The following is a 14,019-nucleotide window of genomic DNA, read 5'->3' on the forward strand; positions in this document are numbered from 1 at the left end:
CTGGTTTGATTTCACACAGAATCTATCCACACGCTTCACATCACTCAACAAGTGCTTGATGTGAAAAGGAAAACTTGCAAATCACTTCGCAAACAATCGGTGAAATCTGCGAACTTTGTGAATCCCAAGGCGGAGCCCGGCGGCCGCAAGCTGTTCGTCGGCCCGCGCCTGCGGCGCCTGCGCGAGCAGCAGGGCTGGAACCAGAGCCAGCTGGCGGCGCGGCTGGCGCTGTCGCTCAGCTATGTCTCGCAGATCGAGACCAACCAGCGGCCGGTGACCGCCGGCGTGCTGCTGAAACTGGCCGAGGTGTTCGGCGGCGATGTGGCGCAGTTCTCCGAGGAGCAGGACAAGCGCCTGCTCGGCGAGCTGGACGCCGCGCTGCACGACCGCACCCTGGCCCATGAGCCCCTGCCCGCGGCTCAGCTGGCGCGCATCGTCGAGCAGGCGCCCGAGCTGGCCGAGGCCTATCTGGCGCTCTACCAGCGGCATCAGCGCCTGCAGGACGAGCATGCCCAGCTGATCGACCGCTTCTATGGCGAGCAGGGCGCTGACCCGGCCGGCGCACGCGCCTGGAGCGCCGCGCCGCTGCCGCATGAGGAGGTGCGCGACTTCTTCAACCGGCGCAACAACCACCTGGACGGCCTGGACCGCCTGGCCGAGGCGCTGGCGCAAGACCTGACCCTCGGCCCGAACCAGCGCGCGGCGCCGCTGCGCGAGGCCCTGCTGCAGCGCTGCGGCGTCACGGTCGAGGTGCAGGAGGGAGGCGACGCGGCCGACGACGAGGGCGCGGGCCTGCTGCGCCACTACGACGCGCGGCGCCGGCGCCTGCTGCTGCCGGCGCACCTGACCGACGCCCAGCAGGCCTTCCAGCTCGCCACCCAGTACGCGCTGCTGGCCGCGGCCGAGGCGATCGCCGCCGAGGTGCGCGAGGCCGGTTTCTCCGACGAGGCCACCCGCGCGCTGGCGCGCCAGGGCCTAGCGCATTACTTCGCCGGCGCGGTGCTGCTGCCCTACGGTCCCTTCCTGGCCGCCGCGCGCGGCTGCCGCTACGACATCGAGCTGCTGCAGCAGCGCTTCCAGGTCGGCTTCGAGACCGTCTGCCACCGCCTGTCGACCCTGCAGCGCGCCGGCGCGCGCGGCGTGCCCTTCTATTTCGTGCGGGTCGACCAGGCCGGCAACATTTCCAAGCGCCAGAGCGCGACCGCCTTCCACTTCGCCCGCCATGGCGGCGCCTGCCCGCTGTGGAATGTGCACGAGGCCTTCGCCCAGCCGGGCCGCATCCTGAGCCAGGTGGCCGAGATGCCGGACGGCAGCCGCTTCTTCGGCATCGCCCGCACCATCGAGCGCCATGGCGGCGGCGGCTACCGCGCGCAGCGCAAGCATTTCGCGATCGGCCTGGGCTGCGAGCTGAGTCATGCGCATGAGCTGGTCTATGCCGACGGCCTGGCGCTGCGCGGCGCGGCGCAGGCGGTGCCCTCGGTGCCGATCGGCCCCGGCTGCCGGGTCTGCCCGCGCGAGCGCTGCGTGCAGCGCGCCTTCCCGCCGGCGGGCAAGCCGCTGCTGGCGGACAGCGACCGCGAGTCGCTGGTGTCGTACCGTTTCAACAGCGCCTGAAGCATCCGCCCCGCCGCTTGAGCCGGCCGGGGCCTGATGGCAGGATGCGGCCGGTGACGAACAAGACCACCCCGGCGCAGCAGCTGCGCGACCTGGCCCGGCTGCGCCGCGTGCGCGACCGCATCGACCGCGACTACGCGCAGCCGCTGGACGTCGAGGCGCTGGCGCGCGGCGCGGCGATGTCGGCCGGGCATCTGAGCCGGCAGTTCCGCCAGGCCTATGGCGAATCGCCCTATTCCTATCTGATGACGCGGCGCATCGAACGCGCGATGGCCCTGCTGCGGCGCGGCGACCTGAGCGTCACCGAGGTCTGCTTCGAGGTCGGCTGCGCCTCGCTGGGCACCTTCAGCACCCGCTTCACCGAGCTGGTCGGCATGTCGCCCAGCGCCTTCCGCAGCCAGGCCGTAGAGCAGCAGACGGCGGGCCTGCCCTCCTGCGTCGCCAAGCAGGTGACGCGACCGATCAGGAATCGAGAAGCGCCCGACGAAGCGGCCTCCTAGACTGGCGCCACCAACCCACCACCTCCAAGGAGAACCCCATGGACATCCGCATCCACTCGAGCTTCCTGCCGCACAACGACGCCGCCGCGGCGCTGGCCTTCTACCGCGACCTGCTGGACTTCGAGGTCCGCCAGCAGGTGGAGTACGGCGGCAATTGCTGGATCACGGTCGGCCCCAAGGGCCAGCCCGGCACCTCGATCGTGCTGTATCCGCCCGCCGCCACGCCCGGTCTGACCGAGGACGAGCGCCGCAGCATCGCCGAGATGATGGCCAAGGGCAGCTACGCGATGATCCTGCTGGCCACGCCGGACCTGGACGCCACCTTCGAGCGCCTGCAGGCCAGCGATGCCGAGATCGTGCAGGAGCCGACCGAGCAACCCTATGGCGTGCGCGACTGCGGCGTGCGCGACCCGGCCGGCAACATGATCCGCATCCAGCAGCAGAAGGCCTGAGGCCACCAGCCCCCAGGGAGCCCCCAGCAGCATGAGCACCAGCAAGAAGAAGAGCAGCAGCGCCGCCGCCGCGCCGCAATCGCAAGCGCATCAGGCCGACAGCCACGACCTGATCCGCGTGCGCGGCGCGCGCGAGAACAATCTGAAGGACCTGGACCTCGAGATCCCGAAGCGCCGGCTGACGGTGTTCACCGGCGTCTCCGGCTCCGGCAAGAGCTCGCTGGTGTTCGACACCATCGCCGCCGAGTCGCAGCGCCTGATCAACGAGACCTACAGCGCCTTCGTGCAGGGTTTCATGCCGACCCTGGCGCGGCCCGAGGTGGACCTGCTGGAGGGCATCACGACCGCCATCATCGTCGACCAGGAGCGCATGGGCGCCCATGCCCGCTCCACGGTCGGCACGGTCACCGATGTCAACGCGATGCTGCGCATCCTGTTCAGCCGCCTGGGCAGGCCGCAGATCGGCCCGCCCAGCGCCTTCGCCTTCAACGTGCCCTCGGTGCAGGCCACCGGCGTGATCACGGTGGAGAAAGGCGCCAGCGCCGGCCAGGCGGTCAAGCAGACCTTCTCGCGCACCGGCGGCATGTGCCCGCGCTGCGAGGGCATGGGCTCGGTCAGCGATTTCGACCTGACCCAGCTCTACGACGCGACCAAGTCGCTCAACGAGGGCGCGCTGAGCATCCCCGGCTACAGCATGGAGGGCTGGTACGGCCGCATCTTCCGCGGCTGCGGTTTCTTCGACCCCGACAAGCCGATCGCCAAATACACCAAGCGCGAGCTGCACGACCTCTTGCACAAGGAGGCGACCAAGATCAAGGTCGACGGCATCAACCTGACCTACACCGGCCTGATCCCGGCGATCCAGAAGTCGATGCTGTCCAAGGACGTCGACGCGCTGCAGCCGCATATCCGCGCCTTCGTCGACCGCGCGATCACCTTCCAGACCTGCCCCGAATGCCAGGGCACCCGGCTCAGCGAGGCGGCGCGCGGCTGCAGGATCGGCAAGCTCAGCATCGCCGATGCCTGCGCGATGCAGATCAGCGACCTGGCCGACTGGGTGCGCGGCCTGAAGCAGCCCGCGGTCGCGCCGCTGCTGACCGCGCTGCGGCATTCGCTGGACGCCTTCGCCGAGATCGGCCTGGGCTATCTGTCGCTGGACCGCCCCAGCGGCACCCTGTCGGGCGGCGAGGCCCAGCGCGTCAAGATGATCCGCCACCTCGGCTCCTCGCTGACCGATGTCACCTATGTGTTCGACGAGCCGACCATCGGCCTGCATCCGCACGACATCCAGCGCATGAACGAGCTGCTGCTGCGCCTGCGCGACAAGGGCAACACCGTGCTGGTGGTCGAGCACAAGCCGGAGACGATCGCGATCGCCGACCATGTGGTCGACCTCGGCCCCGGCGCCGGGGCCGGCGGCGGCGAGCTGGTGTTCCAGGGCAGCGTCGCCGGCCTGCGCGCCAGCGGCACCCTGACCGGCCGGCACCTGGACGACCGCGCCCGCCTCAAGCCCAAGCTACGCAAGCCCAGCGGCGCGCTGCAGGTGCGCGCCGCCTGCAATCACAATCTGCGCAAGGTCGATGTCGACATCCCGCTGGGCGTGCTGGTCGCGGTGACCGGCGTGGCCGGCTCCGGCAAGAGCTCGCTGATCCACGGCTCGGTCAGCCCGCAGCCCGGCGTGGTCACGGTCGACCAGAGCGCGATCCGCGGCTCGCGGCGCAGCAACCCGGCCACCTACACCGGCCTGCTGGACCCGATCCGCAGCGCCTTCGCCAAGGCCAACGGCGTCAAGCCGGCGCTGTTCAGCGCCAACTCCGAGGGCGCCTGCCCGGCCTGCAACGGCGCCGGCGTGATCTACACCGACCTGGCGACCATGGCCGGCGTCTCGGCCCCCTGCGAGGAATGCGAGGGCAAGCGCTTCCAGGCCTCGGTGCTGGAGTACAAGCTGGGCGGCCGCGACATCAGCGAGGTGCTGGCGATGCCGGTGGCCCAGGCGCGCGAGTTCTTCGGCCAGGGCGCGGCGCGCACGCCGGCCGCGCATGTGATCCTGGAGCGCCTGGCCGATGTGGGCTTGGGCTATCTGAGCCTTGGTCAGCCGCTGACCACCCTGTCCGGCGGCGAGCGCCAGCGCCTCAAGCTCGCGACCCAGATGGCCGAGAAGGGCGGCATCTATGTGCTGGACGAGCCGACCACCGGCCTGCACCTGGCCGATGTCGAGCAACTGCTGGGCCTACTGGACCGGCTGGTCGATGCCGGCAAGTCGGTGATCGTGATCGAGCACCATCAGGCGGTGATGGCTCATGCCGACTGGATCATCGACCTCGGCCCCGGCGCCGGCCATGACGGCGGCCGCGTCGTCTTCGAGGGCACGCCGGCCGCGCTGGTGCAGGCCCGCGCGACCCTGACCGGCCAGCATCTGGCGGACTACATCGGCGCCTGAGCGCGACGCGCCCGGCCGGCCCCCATGTCGGGTCCGGCCGCGCGTTTGCGTTTCATAGGACAGGCGCGCCCATGTCCGGGCCCGCCCGTCCCGCGCGGGTCCGCCGTCGGCCGGCGGGGCGGCCTCGTCATGACGGCTGCTCAGGGAGTCGGTCATGAATGCTTCTTCCCCTACCTTCAACGCGCGCATCCTGCCGCTGGGCCAAATCGCCGATGCCACAGACGCCAATCCGGCCCCGCAGGCCGGCCCGCGCTCGGTCGGCCTGTGCTTCTCCGGCGGCGGCAGCCGCGCCCTGTCCTGCGCGATGGGGCAGCTGCGCGCGCTGCGCTACCTGGGCCTGCTGGATCAGGTGTTCGCCAGCTCCTCGGTCTCCGGCGGCACCTGGGCCAACAGCCTGTTCACCTACCTGCCGGCCGGCATCTCGGATGACGATTTCCTCGGCGAGGTGATCCTCGATCCGCGCGCGCTGAGCCTGTCGGTGCTGGAGCGGCAGACGCCGAACAACCTCGGCCGGGTGCCGACCCGGCTGGATCCGCTGGACATCATCGACACGCTGTATCAGCTCAAGGAAACCTACGGCTATGCGAACTCCGATCTCTGGCAGGGCCTGATCGGCGAGCTGGTGCTGAAGCCCTACGGCCTGTGGCTGCCGGGCGCCGACGGCTTCGACCGCCGCAGCTTCAGCTGGTCCGAGGCCTATCTGAAGACGGCCGGCGGCCCGCTGGCGCGCAACCCGGGGCTGAAGGTGAGCGACTTCATCACGGTGCAGCGCCAGCGCCCCTTCCCCATCCTCAACACCAGCCTGTTCAGCAGCGACGCCACCGATGCGGACCTGATGCCCTTCGAGGCGAACTTCATGCTGGGCGTGCGGGCGAACTTCCCGGCCAATGCGCAGCAGCAGCCGGGCGCGATCGGCGGCGGGCTGCTGGAATCCTTCGCGATGGGCAGCACCTATCAGGGCGATGCCGCGCCCGGCCTGGTCACGACCAGCCGGCCCGCGCGCCTGTACTCGCTGTCCGATATCGCCGGCTGCAGCAGCGCCGCCTTCGCCCAGCTGTTCGAGGAGCAGTACCCCGACTTCAAGGGGCTGGTGCCGCGCTATCCCTATTGGCCGCTGCAGGCGCGCGCCAGCCAGCCGGCGCTCAACTACCGCTTCGCCGATGGCGGCAGCCTGGAGAACCTGGGTGTCAACGCGATGCTGGCGCGCGGCGTGCCGCGCCTGATCGTATTCGTCAACACCGACGAGGGCATCAGCCGCGACCCGGCCCGGCGCGACGTGATCCTCTCCGACGACATCCCGCCGCTGTTCGGCCTGCAGCCCTTCGCGGCCGGCGTCGGCTATGTGCCCTATGGCCCGAACCAGCCCGGCGAGGGCGCGGCGCGGCTGTACCGCCACAACCAGGTCTTCGAGACCAGCGCCTTCGCCGAGCTGCAGCAGAAGCTGCTGGCCGCCAAGAACGCCGGCGGCGCGCTGATGGTGCGCCAGGTCCTGAAGGTGCTGCCCAACAGCTGGTTCGACGTGCCGGCGCAGGAATCGGTCGAACTGCTGTGGGTCTACAACGACAACGTCTCCAGCTGGTGGCAGCAGCTGCCCTTCGAGACGCGCGCCTGGCTGGACATCGAGAGCGTCGACGATTTCCCGCTCTACGACACCGTTACCCAGCTCTACCTGACGCCCATCATGGTCAACGCGCTGGCGCATCTGGCCTGCTGGAACCTCGCCTCGCCCTCGACCCTGGGCAATGAGGGCGGCCTCAGCAATGGGCAGGTGGTGCAGCGCATGTTCCGCTGACTAGCCCCGCCGCCCGCGCGCCCCGTCCAGCAGCGACTGCAGCGCCGCCAGCAGCACCTCGGTGGCCTCGTCGGCATCGAGCAGGCCCGAGCTGACGAAGGCGCCGTTGACCAGCACCGCCAGCTGGGCGGCCAGACGGTCCGGCTGGCGCACGCCCTCGAGCCGGCGGGCGATGTCCTGCAGACGGCCGCGCAGCGCCAGCATGTGGCGCTGCGCCACCCGGCGCGCCGGATGGTCCTGCTCGGCGAACTCGGCCGCGACATTGATCTGCGGGCAGCCGCGGTAGTTGGCGCGGGCCAGGCGCGCGCCGATCCAGCGCAGATGGGCGGCCAGCTCGCCGGCGGGATCCTCCGCATGAGCCTCGGCCACGCTGTCCCACAGCGCCCAGAACTCCTGGTCCTCGCGCTCCAGGAAGGCGACGATCAGATCGTCCTTGGTCGGGAAGTAGCGGTACAGGCTGGTCTTGGCGATCACCGCCTCCTGCACCACCAGATCCACCCCGACCGCGCGCACGCCGCGCTCGTAGAACAGCCGGGAGGCGGTGTCGAGGATGCGCTCGCGCAGCTCGGCGGCCGGCTCGGCCGCGGCCTTGCCCGCCGCCGCTCGCTTCACTGGCGCGGGGCGGGACGCCGCAGACGGCGATGCAGCGGACGGAAGCGAGGAAGGCGATCGAAGAACGGTTTTGCTGACCATGCTTGACATGCTACAGACCTGTCTGTAATCTTTAAAGAACAGACAGGTCTGTATCATTCATAGGAGATCTCGATGACCCAGCACGCTTTCACCGCCCAGCCACCCGCCTCGGCCCCGATCGCCGTCTATGGCGCCACCGGTCATACCGGCCGTTTCGTCGTCCGGGAGGCGCTTCGCCAGGGCCTTCCGGTGGTGGCGGTCGGCCGCGATGCCGCGCGGCTCGAGCAGGGCCTGCCGCCCGAGGTCGAGCGGCGCGTCGCCGCGCTGGACGACCCGGAAGGCCTGGCGCGGGCCTTCGCCGGCTGTGCGGTGGTGATCAACTGCGCCGGCCCCTTCCTCGACACCGCGGTGCCGGTGGCGCGCGCCGCGCTGCGGGCAGGCAGCCATTACCTCGACGTAACCGCGGAACAGGCCAGCGCCCAGGCCCTGTTCGCCGATTTCGACGCGGCGGCGCGCGCCGCCGGCCGGGTCGTGACGCCGGCGGCGGGCTTCTACGGCGGCCTGGCCGATCTGTTGGCCAGTGCCCTGGCCGCGGCCGGCGCGCCGGCGCAGGCGATCGACGAGATCACCGTGGCGATCGGGCTCGATCGCTGGTGGCCCACCAGTGGCACCCGCGTGACCGGCGAGCGCAACAAGGTGCCGCGCCTCGTGCTGCGCGACGGCGCATTGGCGCCGCTGCTGCCGCAGACCGAGGCGCGGGACTGGTCCTTCGCCGCGCCGTTGGGCCGCATGGACATGGTCGAGCTGCCCTTCAGCGAGATCATCACGCTGGCCCGGCATCTGCAGGCGCGCAGCATCCGCTCGCTGCTGAACCGCTCGGCACTGGAAGACATCCGCGACAGCACCACGCCGCCGCCCGCGGCGGTCGATGCCAGCGGGCGCTCGGCCCAGCGCTTCGAACTGGTGCTGCGGCTGCGGATGACGGACGGCAGCATCCGCGAGGCCGGCGTGCGCGGCCAGGATATCTACGCGGTGACCGCGCCGATCGTGGTCGAGGCCGCCCGGCAGCTGCACGCGGCCGGCCATCAACCGAGCGGTGCGCTGGCGCTGGCCCAGGCGGTGCCACCCGCGGCGCTGCTGGCCGCGTTGCATCGTGGCCACGCGCTGGAGCTGTTCGGCGACGCCCTGCCCGGCTGAGCGGCTCCGCTCGCTATCATTCCCGCGTTGGTGCTCGCAACGGCCGTCCGGCCCGCGCAGTTCAACGGGAATCAGCGGGGCCGCGCAGCGGCCCAAGCTGAGCTGCCCCCGCAACGGTAAGCGGAAGGCGGGTGAAGCTACTGCGGATTCGGCCGCGACGCCCGCGCCCCTGTTGAGACCCACTGGGTGCCGCGGCGCCTGGGAAGGGAACAGCGGTCCCACTTCCGCCAGCCCGGATACCGGCCAACAAGCGGCGGCGCCCCTGGCGCCTCCATATCGCATGCGGCCGCGGGGAAGCGGCGGACATGCAGTCCCGGCAGTTGCCATTCAGTCCCCCTCCCACCATGTTGTATCCACATCCGTCCTGCCCGTCCGGTATGCCGCGCCGCGCCCTCGCCGTCGCCGCCTTCCTCTCCCTCGCCCCGCTCGCCGCCAGCGCGCAGCAACACCTGGCCCCGGTCGTCGTGACCGGCACGCGCGAGGCCCAGCCGCTGAGCGCCAGCGTGGCCGACGTGGTGCTGATCGACCGCGAGGCGTTGCGCGACGGCGGCCTGAGCTCGGTCGAGGAGGCACTGCGCCGCCATGCCGGCCTGCAGCTGGCACGCAACGGCGGCCCGGGCCAGAACGCCGGCTACTTCCTGCGCGGCACCGGCACCAGCAGCACCGTGGTGCTGATCGACGGCGTGCGCGTCGGCTCCGCCACCCTGGGCCAGGCCAACTTCGAGAACATGAGCCTGGCACAGATCGAGCGCATCGAGGTGCTGCGCGGCCCGGCCTCCAGCCTCTACGGCGCCGACGCGGTCGGCGGCGTGATCCACATCATCACCCGTCGCGGCGAGGCGGGCGCCACGCCCCATCTGGGCGCACGCCTGGCCATCGGTGGCGAGCGCTCGCGCGAGGGCCATCTGGAGGCGAGCGGCATGCTGGGCGGCTTCGACTATGCCGCCAGCGTCGCGCGCGAAAGCAGCCGCGGCATCTCGGCGATCCGCCAGAGCGGCGACCTGTTCGGCAACTTCAACCCGGACCGCGATGGCTTCAAGCGCGACAGCGCCCAGCTGCGCCTGGGCTTCACGCCGCTCGCGGGCCATCGCCTGGGCCTCTCGGCCAGCCAGAACAAGCTGAACGCGCAGTTCGACGGCAGCGAGTACGGCCCGCCGCCCGACTTCAAGCAGGATGCCTCGCCGGATTTCCGCAACCATCTGAAGGCGCGGCTGCTCGCGCTCGACTACCGCGGCCGCATCTCCGAACAATGGACCACCAGCCTGCAGCTCGCCAAGGGCAAGGACGAGCTGGTCAGCGGCGCGAATCTGCTCAGCAGCTACGAGACCGAGCGCGAACAGCTGACCTGGCAGAACGCGCTGCGCTTCGCCCCCGGCCAGCAGCTGGTGCTGGCCTATGAGCAGCTGCGCGAGCAGGTGGCCGGCAATGTGATCACGGGCGCACCGACGCGCCGCAACAAGGCCGTGATCGCCGGCTACGCCGGGCAGTTCGGCGCCGGCGACGCGATCGGCCTGGAGGCCAGCCTGCGCCGCGACGACAACTCGGCCTATGGCGACACCAACACCGGCAATATCGGCGCCAGCTATGCGCTGAGCCCGCAGCTGAAGCTGCGCGCGCTGGCCGGCAAGACCTTCCGCGCGCCGACCTTCAACGACCTCTACTACCCCGGCTACGGCGTCGCCACCCTGCACCCCGAGGAGGGCCGCAGCGCCGAGCTGGGCCTGGCCTGGAGCGCCGGCGATGCAAGCGCGGGCCTGACCGTCTACCGCAACAGCACGCGCAACCTGATCGTCTACAGCCCCGACAACACCGGCAAGATCTGCCCGCCCGGCCAGTCCGGCTGCCCCGCGAACCTGGCCCGCGCGACCCTGAAGGGCGCGACCCTGAGCGCCACCCAGCGCTGGGGCGGCTTGAACCTGCGCGCGACCTTGGACTTCCTCGACGCCAAGGATGACCGCACCGGTGACCGCGTGACGCGCCGCGCCGCGCACCAGGAAAGCCTGTCGGCCGACTACGAGGCCGGCGCCTGGAACGCCGGCGCCTCGCTGACCGGCGTCGGCGCACGGCCGGACGGCAATGTCAGGCTGGGCGCCTACGCGGTGCTGGACCTGCGCGCCAGCTGGCGCTTCCTGCCGCAATGGCGCCTGGAGGCCAAGCTGCTGAACGCCGCCGACCGCCGCATCGAGCCGGTGCGCGACTACCAGGACCTGGGTCGCCAGGCCTGGATCGGCCTGCGCTTCGACAACCAGGGCTTCTGAGCGCCCGCGGCGGCCTCGTGCCGGACGTCACGATGACTTGGCCGGACGCATACCGTCGGGCCACCTCCCGTTCGGTCCTGTCGATGCGGCCCTGCCGCTCGCGGGCGAGCGAGGCCTCGCCGCATTGAGTTTCGGTGGCGAGCAGCGCCCGCTTCAGGCCGGCCACCCGCTGCGGGTTACCGCCCCTGGACTTCGACGATCTGCGCCTAGATGTCCGCCTCGTTTCGCGGCGCAGGTCTGTCGTGCCTCGGCGTCCGTCACGCCGCGTCTGGATCAAGACCGTCAACCCGCCTTGAGGATGTCGCCTGCCTCCAGTTCTCCGTGATACCTCTTGTTTGGGTACACGATGGAAAACTCGTTCTGCTCGAGGTAGAGATCTCTGCTCTCGAGCATCGCAAGACGCGCAAGTAGGTGGGTTGGCACGCTGCTGGCTTCCTCCATCTCCAAGCTTCACGTTGGGCCGCTTCTTCTCATACGTCTGCTTTGTCTCGCCAGCCGTCGGGTAGCGTTCCTTAACGTGCCCCGGCACCCGGGAAACGTAGCTGTCGAACTTCTGCATTGCAGCGAGCAGAGAAGCAAGCTCTGGGGCCGAGTTCATCTGCTTGACAAGCTCTCAGTACCGGGGCGGCGAGTGCAGCGCCGCATCGGCCGCAATTTCGCCTTTCGTCTGGAACCGAAACCGAAGCACGGCCAGCAACACGTACTCAGCCGCCCAGAAGGGATTGAGCATGAAGGCTGAGTGCATTCAGTGCAGGTGCGCGTACCGTGCCAACAGGCAGTACCCAAGGGCTCGCTCCATATATATGAAGGCGTCTGCGATGCACCCAGCACCGCGGTGTCGTGCACCGTAGAGGAGACCAACGCGTGGCCCCTCGATACGTCCTCGATGGGAGTGGATCCCTCAGTCCTGGGGCAGCGCCCTTGCCCTCAGGCTCGGGCAGCGACTGCTGGATGGCTTCTTCGTCATATTCGCTGAAATCTAGCGAGCAGCGCCCTGCGCGCCCCTGGCGAGAATCGCGCGCAGCATCGGCTCCGAATAGAGCTCGCCGCTGGCCTCGCTGCTGTCCATCATGGCGCGCCACAGCGGCAACGGTGCGATCGCGAAGCCGTGGAAGCGCTTGAATCCACAGGCGTAGAAGCCGCGATAGACCGTCAGGTCGTCCTTGAGTTGCTCGCATTCCTTGAGCAGCTTCTGCGCATACTGGTCGCGCGCTTCTGCGCTGAAGATGCCGGTCGCCTGCAAGGCATCCAGCATGATCGCCTCGGCGCCGCCTTCGTGGATCCACGAGTCGTTCTCGCCGATGCCGCCGCGCGCCAGATTGACCTGCCACACATGCGCCATCTCGTGCGCGACCAGGCTCGCGAAGTAGCTGCGCTTCTTCGGATGGTCATAGACGAGCCCGCCCCCTTGCAGGCGATAGGCGATGCCGCCGCCGGCCACGCCACCTTTGATATTGAAGCTGCTCGGCCCGCCGTCGAAGCCGACCACGGCGACCGAGATCAGCGGGGTCGCGGACAGCTTGCGTTGAAACGCCTGCTCATAGAACCGCGACACCTTCGCCGTGGTCTCTTCGAGCACTTCGCGCAGCCAGGCCGGCGCCTTCGGATCGATGATGACGTCGACATTGCCCATGCGAACCGGTTCCTGCGGCCCGAAGTAGGCATAGCCCGCCAGATCGCCGCCGGGTTTGATCGGCGCGATCACCGTCTCGCCGCTCAAGCCCTTCAATCGCAGTGCGACGTCCATCGTCCGCTTGCGTCCGCCCTGCGACAGCGCGCCATGCAGGAAACCGAGATAGAAGTCCCACCCGCCGTCGGAGAAGCGGTCGATCGGCGCGTAGTGCCCCACGTCGAAGCCGTCGTAGGCGCTGATCTCGACGCTCAGCCGGGTCAGGGGCTCGGCGCTGCGGATGCTTTCCCTGTCCTTGTCTGCGACCAGCGTCGCGCCCGGCGTCAGCGGGCGCCACGCCATCTTGCGGTACGGTCCGATCTGCGCGCCCAGGTCGATCGCCGTGACGGGTTCGGCGAACAGGTAGTCGGCGCGCCATTTGTCGGCGGCGACATGGGTCAGCGTCAGCTTGGTACGCAGGGGGGGCGGTGCGGCGGCGTGAACGGTACCGATGAGCGCCGCGAGCAGCAGCCCTGCGAACGCCGAGATCGATGAGAAGAAGCGCATGTTGACGAGGCCTTTGCAGCTTAGGGCGGCCATCGTAGCCGAGCCTCGCGTGCCAGGTCTTGTCAGCAGCGATCCTGCCGCTGTTCAGCGATAGCGCCGCTCCAGCTCGTCCCAGCCCGGCTTGCCGACCAGGCGCTGCCGCTCCGCGAAGGGCGCGACCAGGGCCGGATCCTCGGCCAGGCGGCCCTGCTCGCGCAGGGTGCCCAGCGCCTTCTGCATGCCGGCCAGCGCGCCCTGCAGCGCCGCATTGGCATACAGCACCAGGCCGTAGCCCAGGCCGGCCAGCTCGCCGGCGTCGACGATCGGCGTCTTGCCGCCGATCACCATATTGATCAGCTGCGGCGTGCCCAGGCGCTGCGGCAGCGCGCGGATCTGCTCGGCGCTGGTGACGGCCTCGACGAAGAGCAGGTCCGCACCGGCCTCGGCGAAGCGCTGGGCGCGCTCCACCGCGGCCTCGAAGCCCTGGGTCGCGCAGGCATCGGTGCGCGCCATGATCAGCATCTCGGGGTCAAGTCTTGCGTCCACCGCCGCCTTGATCTTGCCGACCGCCTCCTCGGTGGAGATCACCTCCTTGCCGTTGAAATGCCCGCAGCGCTTGGGCGCCACCTGGTCCTCCAGCTGGATGCAGTCGGCGCCGGCGCGCTCCAGCACCCGCACCGCGTGGCGCACGTTCAGCGCATTGCCGAAGCCGGTGTCGGCGTCGACCAGCAGCGGCAGCTGCACCGCGTCGCGGATGCGCGCGGTGTGCTCGGCGATGTCGCTCAGGCCCATGAAGCCCTGGTCCGGCAGGCCCAGGCTCATATTCGTCACACCGGCGCCGGTGATGTAGAGCGCCTCGAAGCCGAGGTCCTCGACCACTCGGGCCGACAGGGCATTGAAGGCGCCGGGCAGCAGCACGCCGCGGCGCGCCTCGATCAGGGCGCGCAGGGTCTTGCGGGGAGATGTCATCGGTATTGC

11 protein-coding genes, 1 pseudogene and 1 riboswitch are annotated in these 14,019 nt (G+C 70.0%); of the genes and pseudogenes, 7 read left to right on the forward strand and 5 right to left on the reverse strand.

The window, feature by feature from the left end; translation table 11 throughout:
- The first annotated feature begins 99 nt into the window (after window positions 1-99).
- The 5 genes from G8A07_RS20200 to G8A07_RS20220 all read left to right on the forward strand — a co-directional run bounded on the left by G8A07_RS20200 (window position 100) and on the right by G8A07_RS20220 (window position 6,798).
- Window positions 100-1,614: a short-chain fatty acyl-CoA regulator family protein gene (locus G8A07_RS20200; RefSeq protein WP_249937070.1), complete on the forward strand. Its 1,515-nt coding sequence runs from the start codon at window positions 100-102 to the stop codon at window positions 1,612-1,614.
- 53 nt (window positions 1,615-1,667) lie between these two features.
- Window positions 1,668-2,114: a helix-turn-helix transcriptional regulator gene (locus G8A07_RS20205; protein ID WP_195793765.1), complete on the forward strand. Its 447-nt coding sequence runs from the start codon at window positions 1,668-1,670 to the stop codon at window positions 2,112-2,114.
- Between the two features lie 38 nt (window positions 2,115-2,152).
- Window positions 2,153-2,566 (forward strand): VOC family protein, encoded by a 414-nt coding sequence (locus tag G8A07_RS20210; RefSeq protein WP_195793766.1) that lies wholly within the window; start codon window positions 2,153-2,155, stop codon window positions 2,564-2,566.
- Between the two features lie 31 nt (window positions 2,567-2,597).
- Window positions 2,598-5,006 carry an excinuclease ABC subunit UvrA gene (locus tag G8A07_RS20215; RefSeq protein ID WP_195793767.1) on the forward strand — a complete coding sequence of 803 codons (2,409 nt, stop codon included), beginning with the start codon at window positions 2,598-2,600 and terminating at the stop codon, window positions 5,004-5,006.
- Window positions 5,007-5,160: 154 nt separating this feature from the next.
- Window positions 5,161-6,798 carry a hypothetical protein gene (locus G8A07_RS20220; protein ID WP_195793768.1) on the forward strand — a complete coding sequence of 546 codons (1,638 nt, stop codon included), beginning with the start codon at window positions 5,161-5,163 and terminating at the stop codon, window positions 6,796-6,798.
- Here the strand turns inward: G8A07_RS20220 and G8A07_RS20225 are convergent, their stop codons facing one another.
- Window positions 6,799-7,410 (reverse strand): TetR/AcrR family transcriptional regulator, encoded by a 612-nt coding sequence (locus tag G8A07_RS20225; RefSeq protein ID WP_249937071.1) that lies wholly within the window; start codon window positions 7,408-7,410, stop codon window positions 6,799-6,801.
- Between the two features lie 153 nt (window positions 7,411-7,563).
- On the opposite strand from G8A07_RS20225, the gene G8A07_RS20230 reads away from it, so the two are divergent.
- Window positions 7,564-8,628, forward strand: coding sequence for an NAD(P)H-binding protein (locus G8A07_RS20230; protein ID WP_195793770.1), 1,065 nt, complete (start codon window positions 7,564-7,566; stop codon window positions 8,626-8,628).
- A gap of 11 nt (window positions 8,629-8,639) precedes the next feature.
- A riboswitch (cobalamin riboswitch) is annotated at window positions 8,640-8,891 on the forward strand.
- Window positions 8,892-8,972: 81 nt separating this feature from the next.
- Window positions 8,973-10,886 carry a TonB-dependent receptor domain-containing protein gene (locus G8A07_RS20235; protein ID WP_195793771.1) on the forward strand — a complete coding sequence of 638 codons (1,914 nt, stop codon included), beginning with the start codon at window positions 8,973-8,975 and terminating at the stop codon, window positions 10,884-10,886.
- Window positions 10,887-10,947: 61 nt separating this feature from the next.
- Here the strand turns inward: G8A07_RS20235 and G8A07_RS28300 are convergent.
- From G8A07_RS28300 to G8A07_RS20250, 4 genes and pseudogenes are all read right to left on the reverse strand, one after another.
- A pseudogene (locus G8A07_RS28300) lies at window positions 10,948-11,172 on the reverse strand (DUF1090 family protein); the annotation flags it as partial.
- Complete coding sequence (locus tag G8A07_RS20240) at window positions 11,169-11,327, reverse strand: hypothetical protein (RefSeq protein WP_195797995.1); 159 nt, start codon at window positions 11,325-11,327, stop codon at window positions 11,169-11,171. The gene G8A07_RS20240 and the pseudogene G8A07_RS28300, both read right to left, overlap by 4 nt.
- Before the next feature lie 538 nt (window positions 11,328-11,865).
- Window positions 11,866-13,095 carry a hypothetical protein gene (locus G8A07_RS20245; RefSeq protein WP_195793772.1) on the reverse strand — a complete coding sequence of 410 codons (1,230 nt, stop codon included), beginning with the start codon at window positions 13,093-13,095 and terminating at the stop codon, window positions 11,866-11,868.
- A gap of 51 nt (window positions 13,096-13,146) precedes the next feature.
- Window positions 13,147-14,010: an oxaloacetate decarboxylase gene (locus G8A07_RS20250; RefSeq protein WP_195793773.1), complete on the reverse strand. Its 864-nt coding sequence runs from the start codon at window positions 14,008-14,010 to the stop codon at window positions 13,147-13,149.
- Window positions 14,011-14,019: the final 9 nt, after the last annotated feature.

This window comes from Roseateles sp. DAIF2, assembly GCF_015624425.1.
GTDB lineage: Bacteria > Pseudomonadota > Gammaproteobacteria > Burkholderiales > Burkholderiaceae_C > Kinneretia.

Bases quoted from the DNA above. Each gene is read 5' to 3' on its own strand.
- G8A07_RS20240 (WP_195797995.1), bottom strand. From the start codon at position 11,327: ATGGAGGAAGCCAGCAGCGTGCCAACCCACCTACTTGCGCGTCTTGCG.
- G8A07_RS20245 (WP_195793772.1), bottom strand. From the start codon at position 13,095: ATGGCCGCCCTAAGCTGCAAAGGCCTCGTCAACATGCGCTTCTTCTCA.
- G8A07_RS20230 (WP_195793770.1), top strand. From the start codon at position 7,564: ATGACCCAGCACGCTTTCACCGCCCAGCCACCCGCCTCGGCCCCGATC.
- G8A07_RS20215 (WP_195793767.1), top strand. From the start codon at position 2,598: ATGAGCACCAGCAAGAAGAAGAGCAGCAGCGCCGCCGCCGCGCCGCAA.
- G8A07_RS20220 (WP_195793768.1), top strand. From the start codon at position 5,161: ATGAATGCTTCTTCCCCTACCTTCAACGCGCGCATCCTGCCGCTGGGC.
- G8A07_RS20235 (WP_195793771.1), top strand. From the start codon at position 8,973: ATGTTGTATCCACATCCGTCCTGCCCGTCCGGTATGCCGCGCCGCGCC.
- G8A07_RS20250 (WP_195793773.1), bottom strand. From the start codon at position 14,010: ATGACATCTCCCCGCAAGACCCTGCGCGCCCTGATCGAGGCGCGCCGC.
- G8A07_RS20210 (WP_195793766.1), top strand. From the start codon at position 2,153: ATGGACATCCGCATCCACTCGAGCTTCCTGCCGCACAACGACGCCGCC.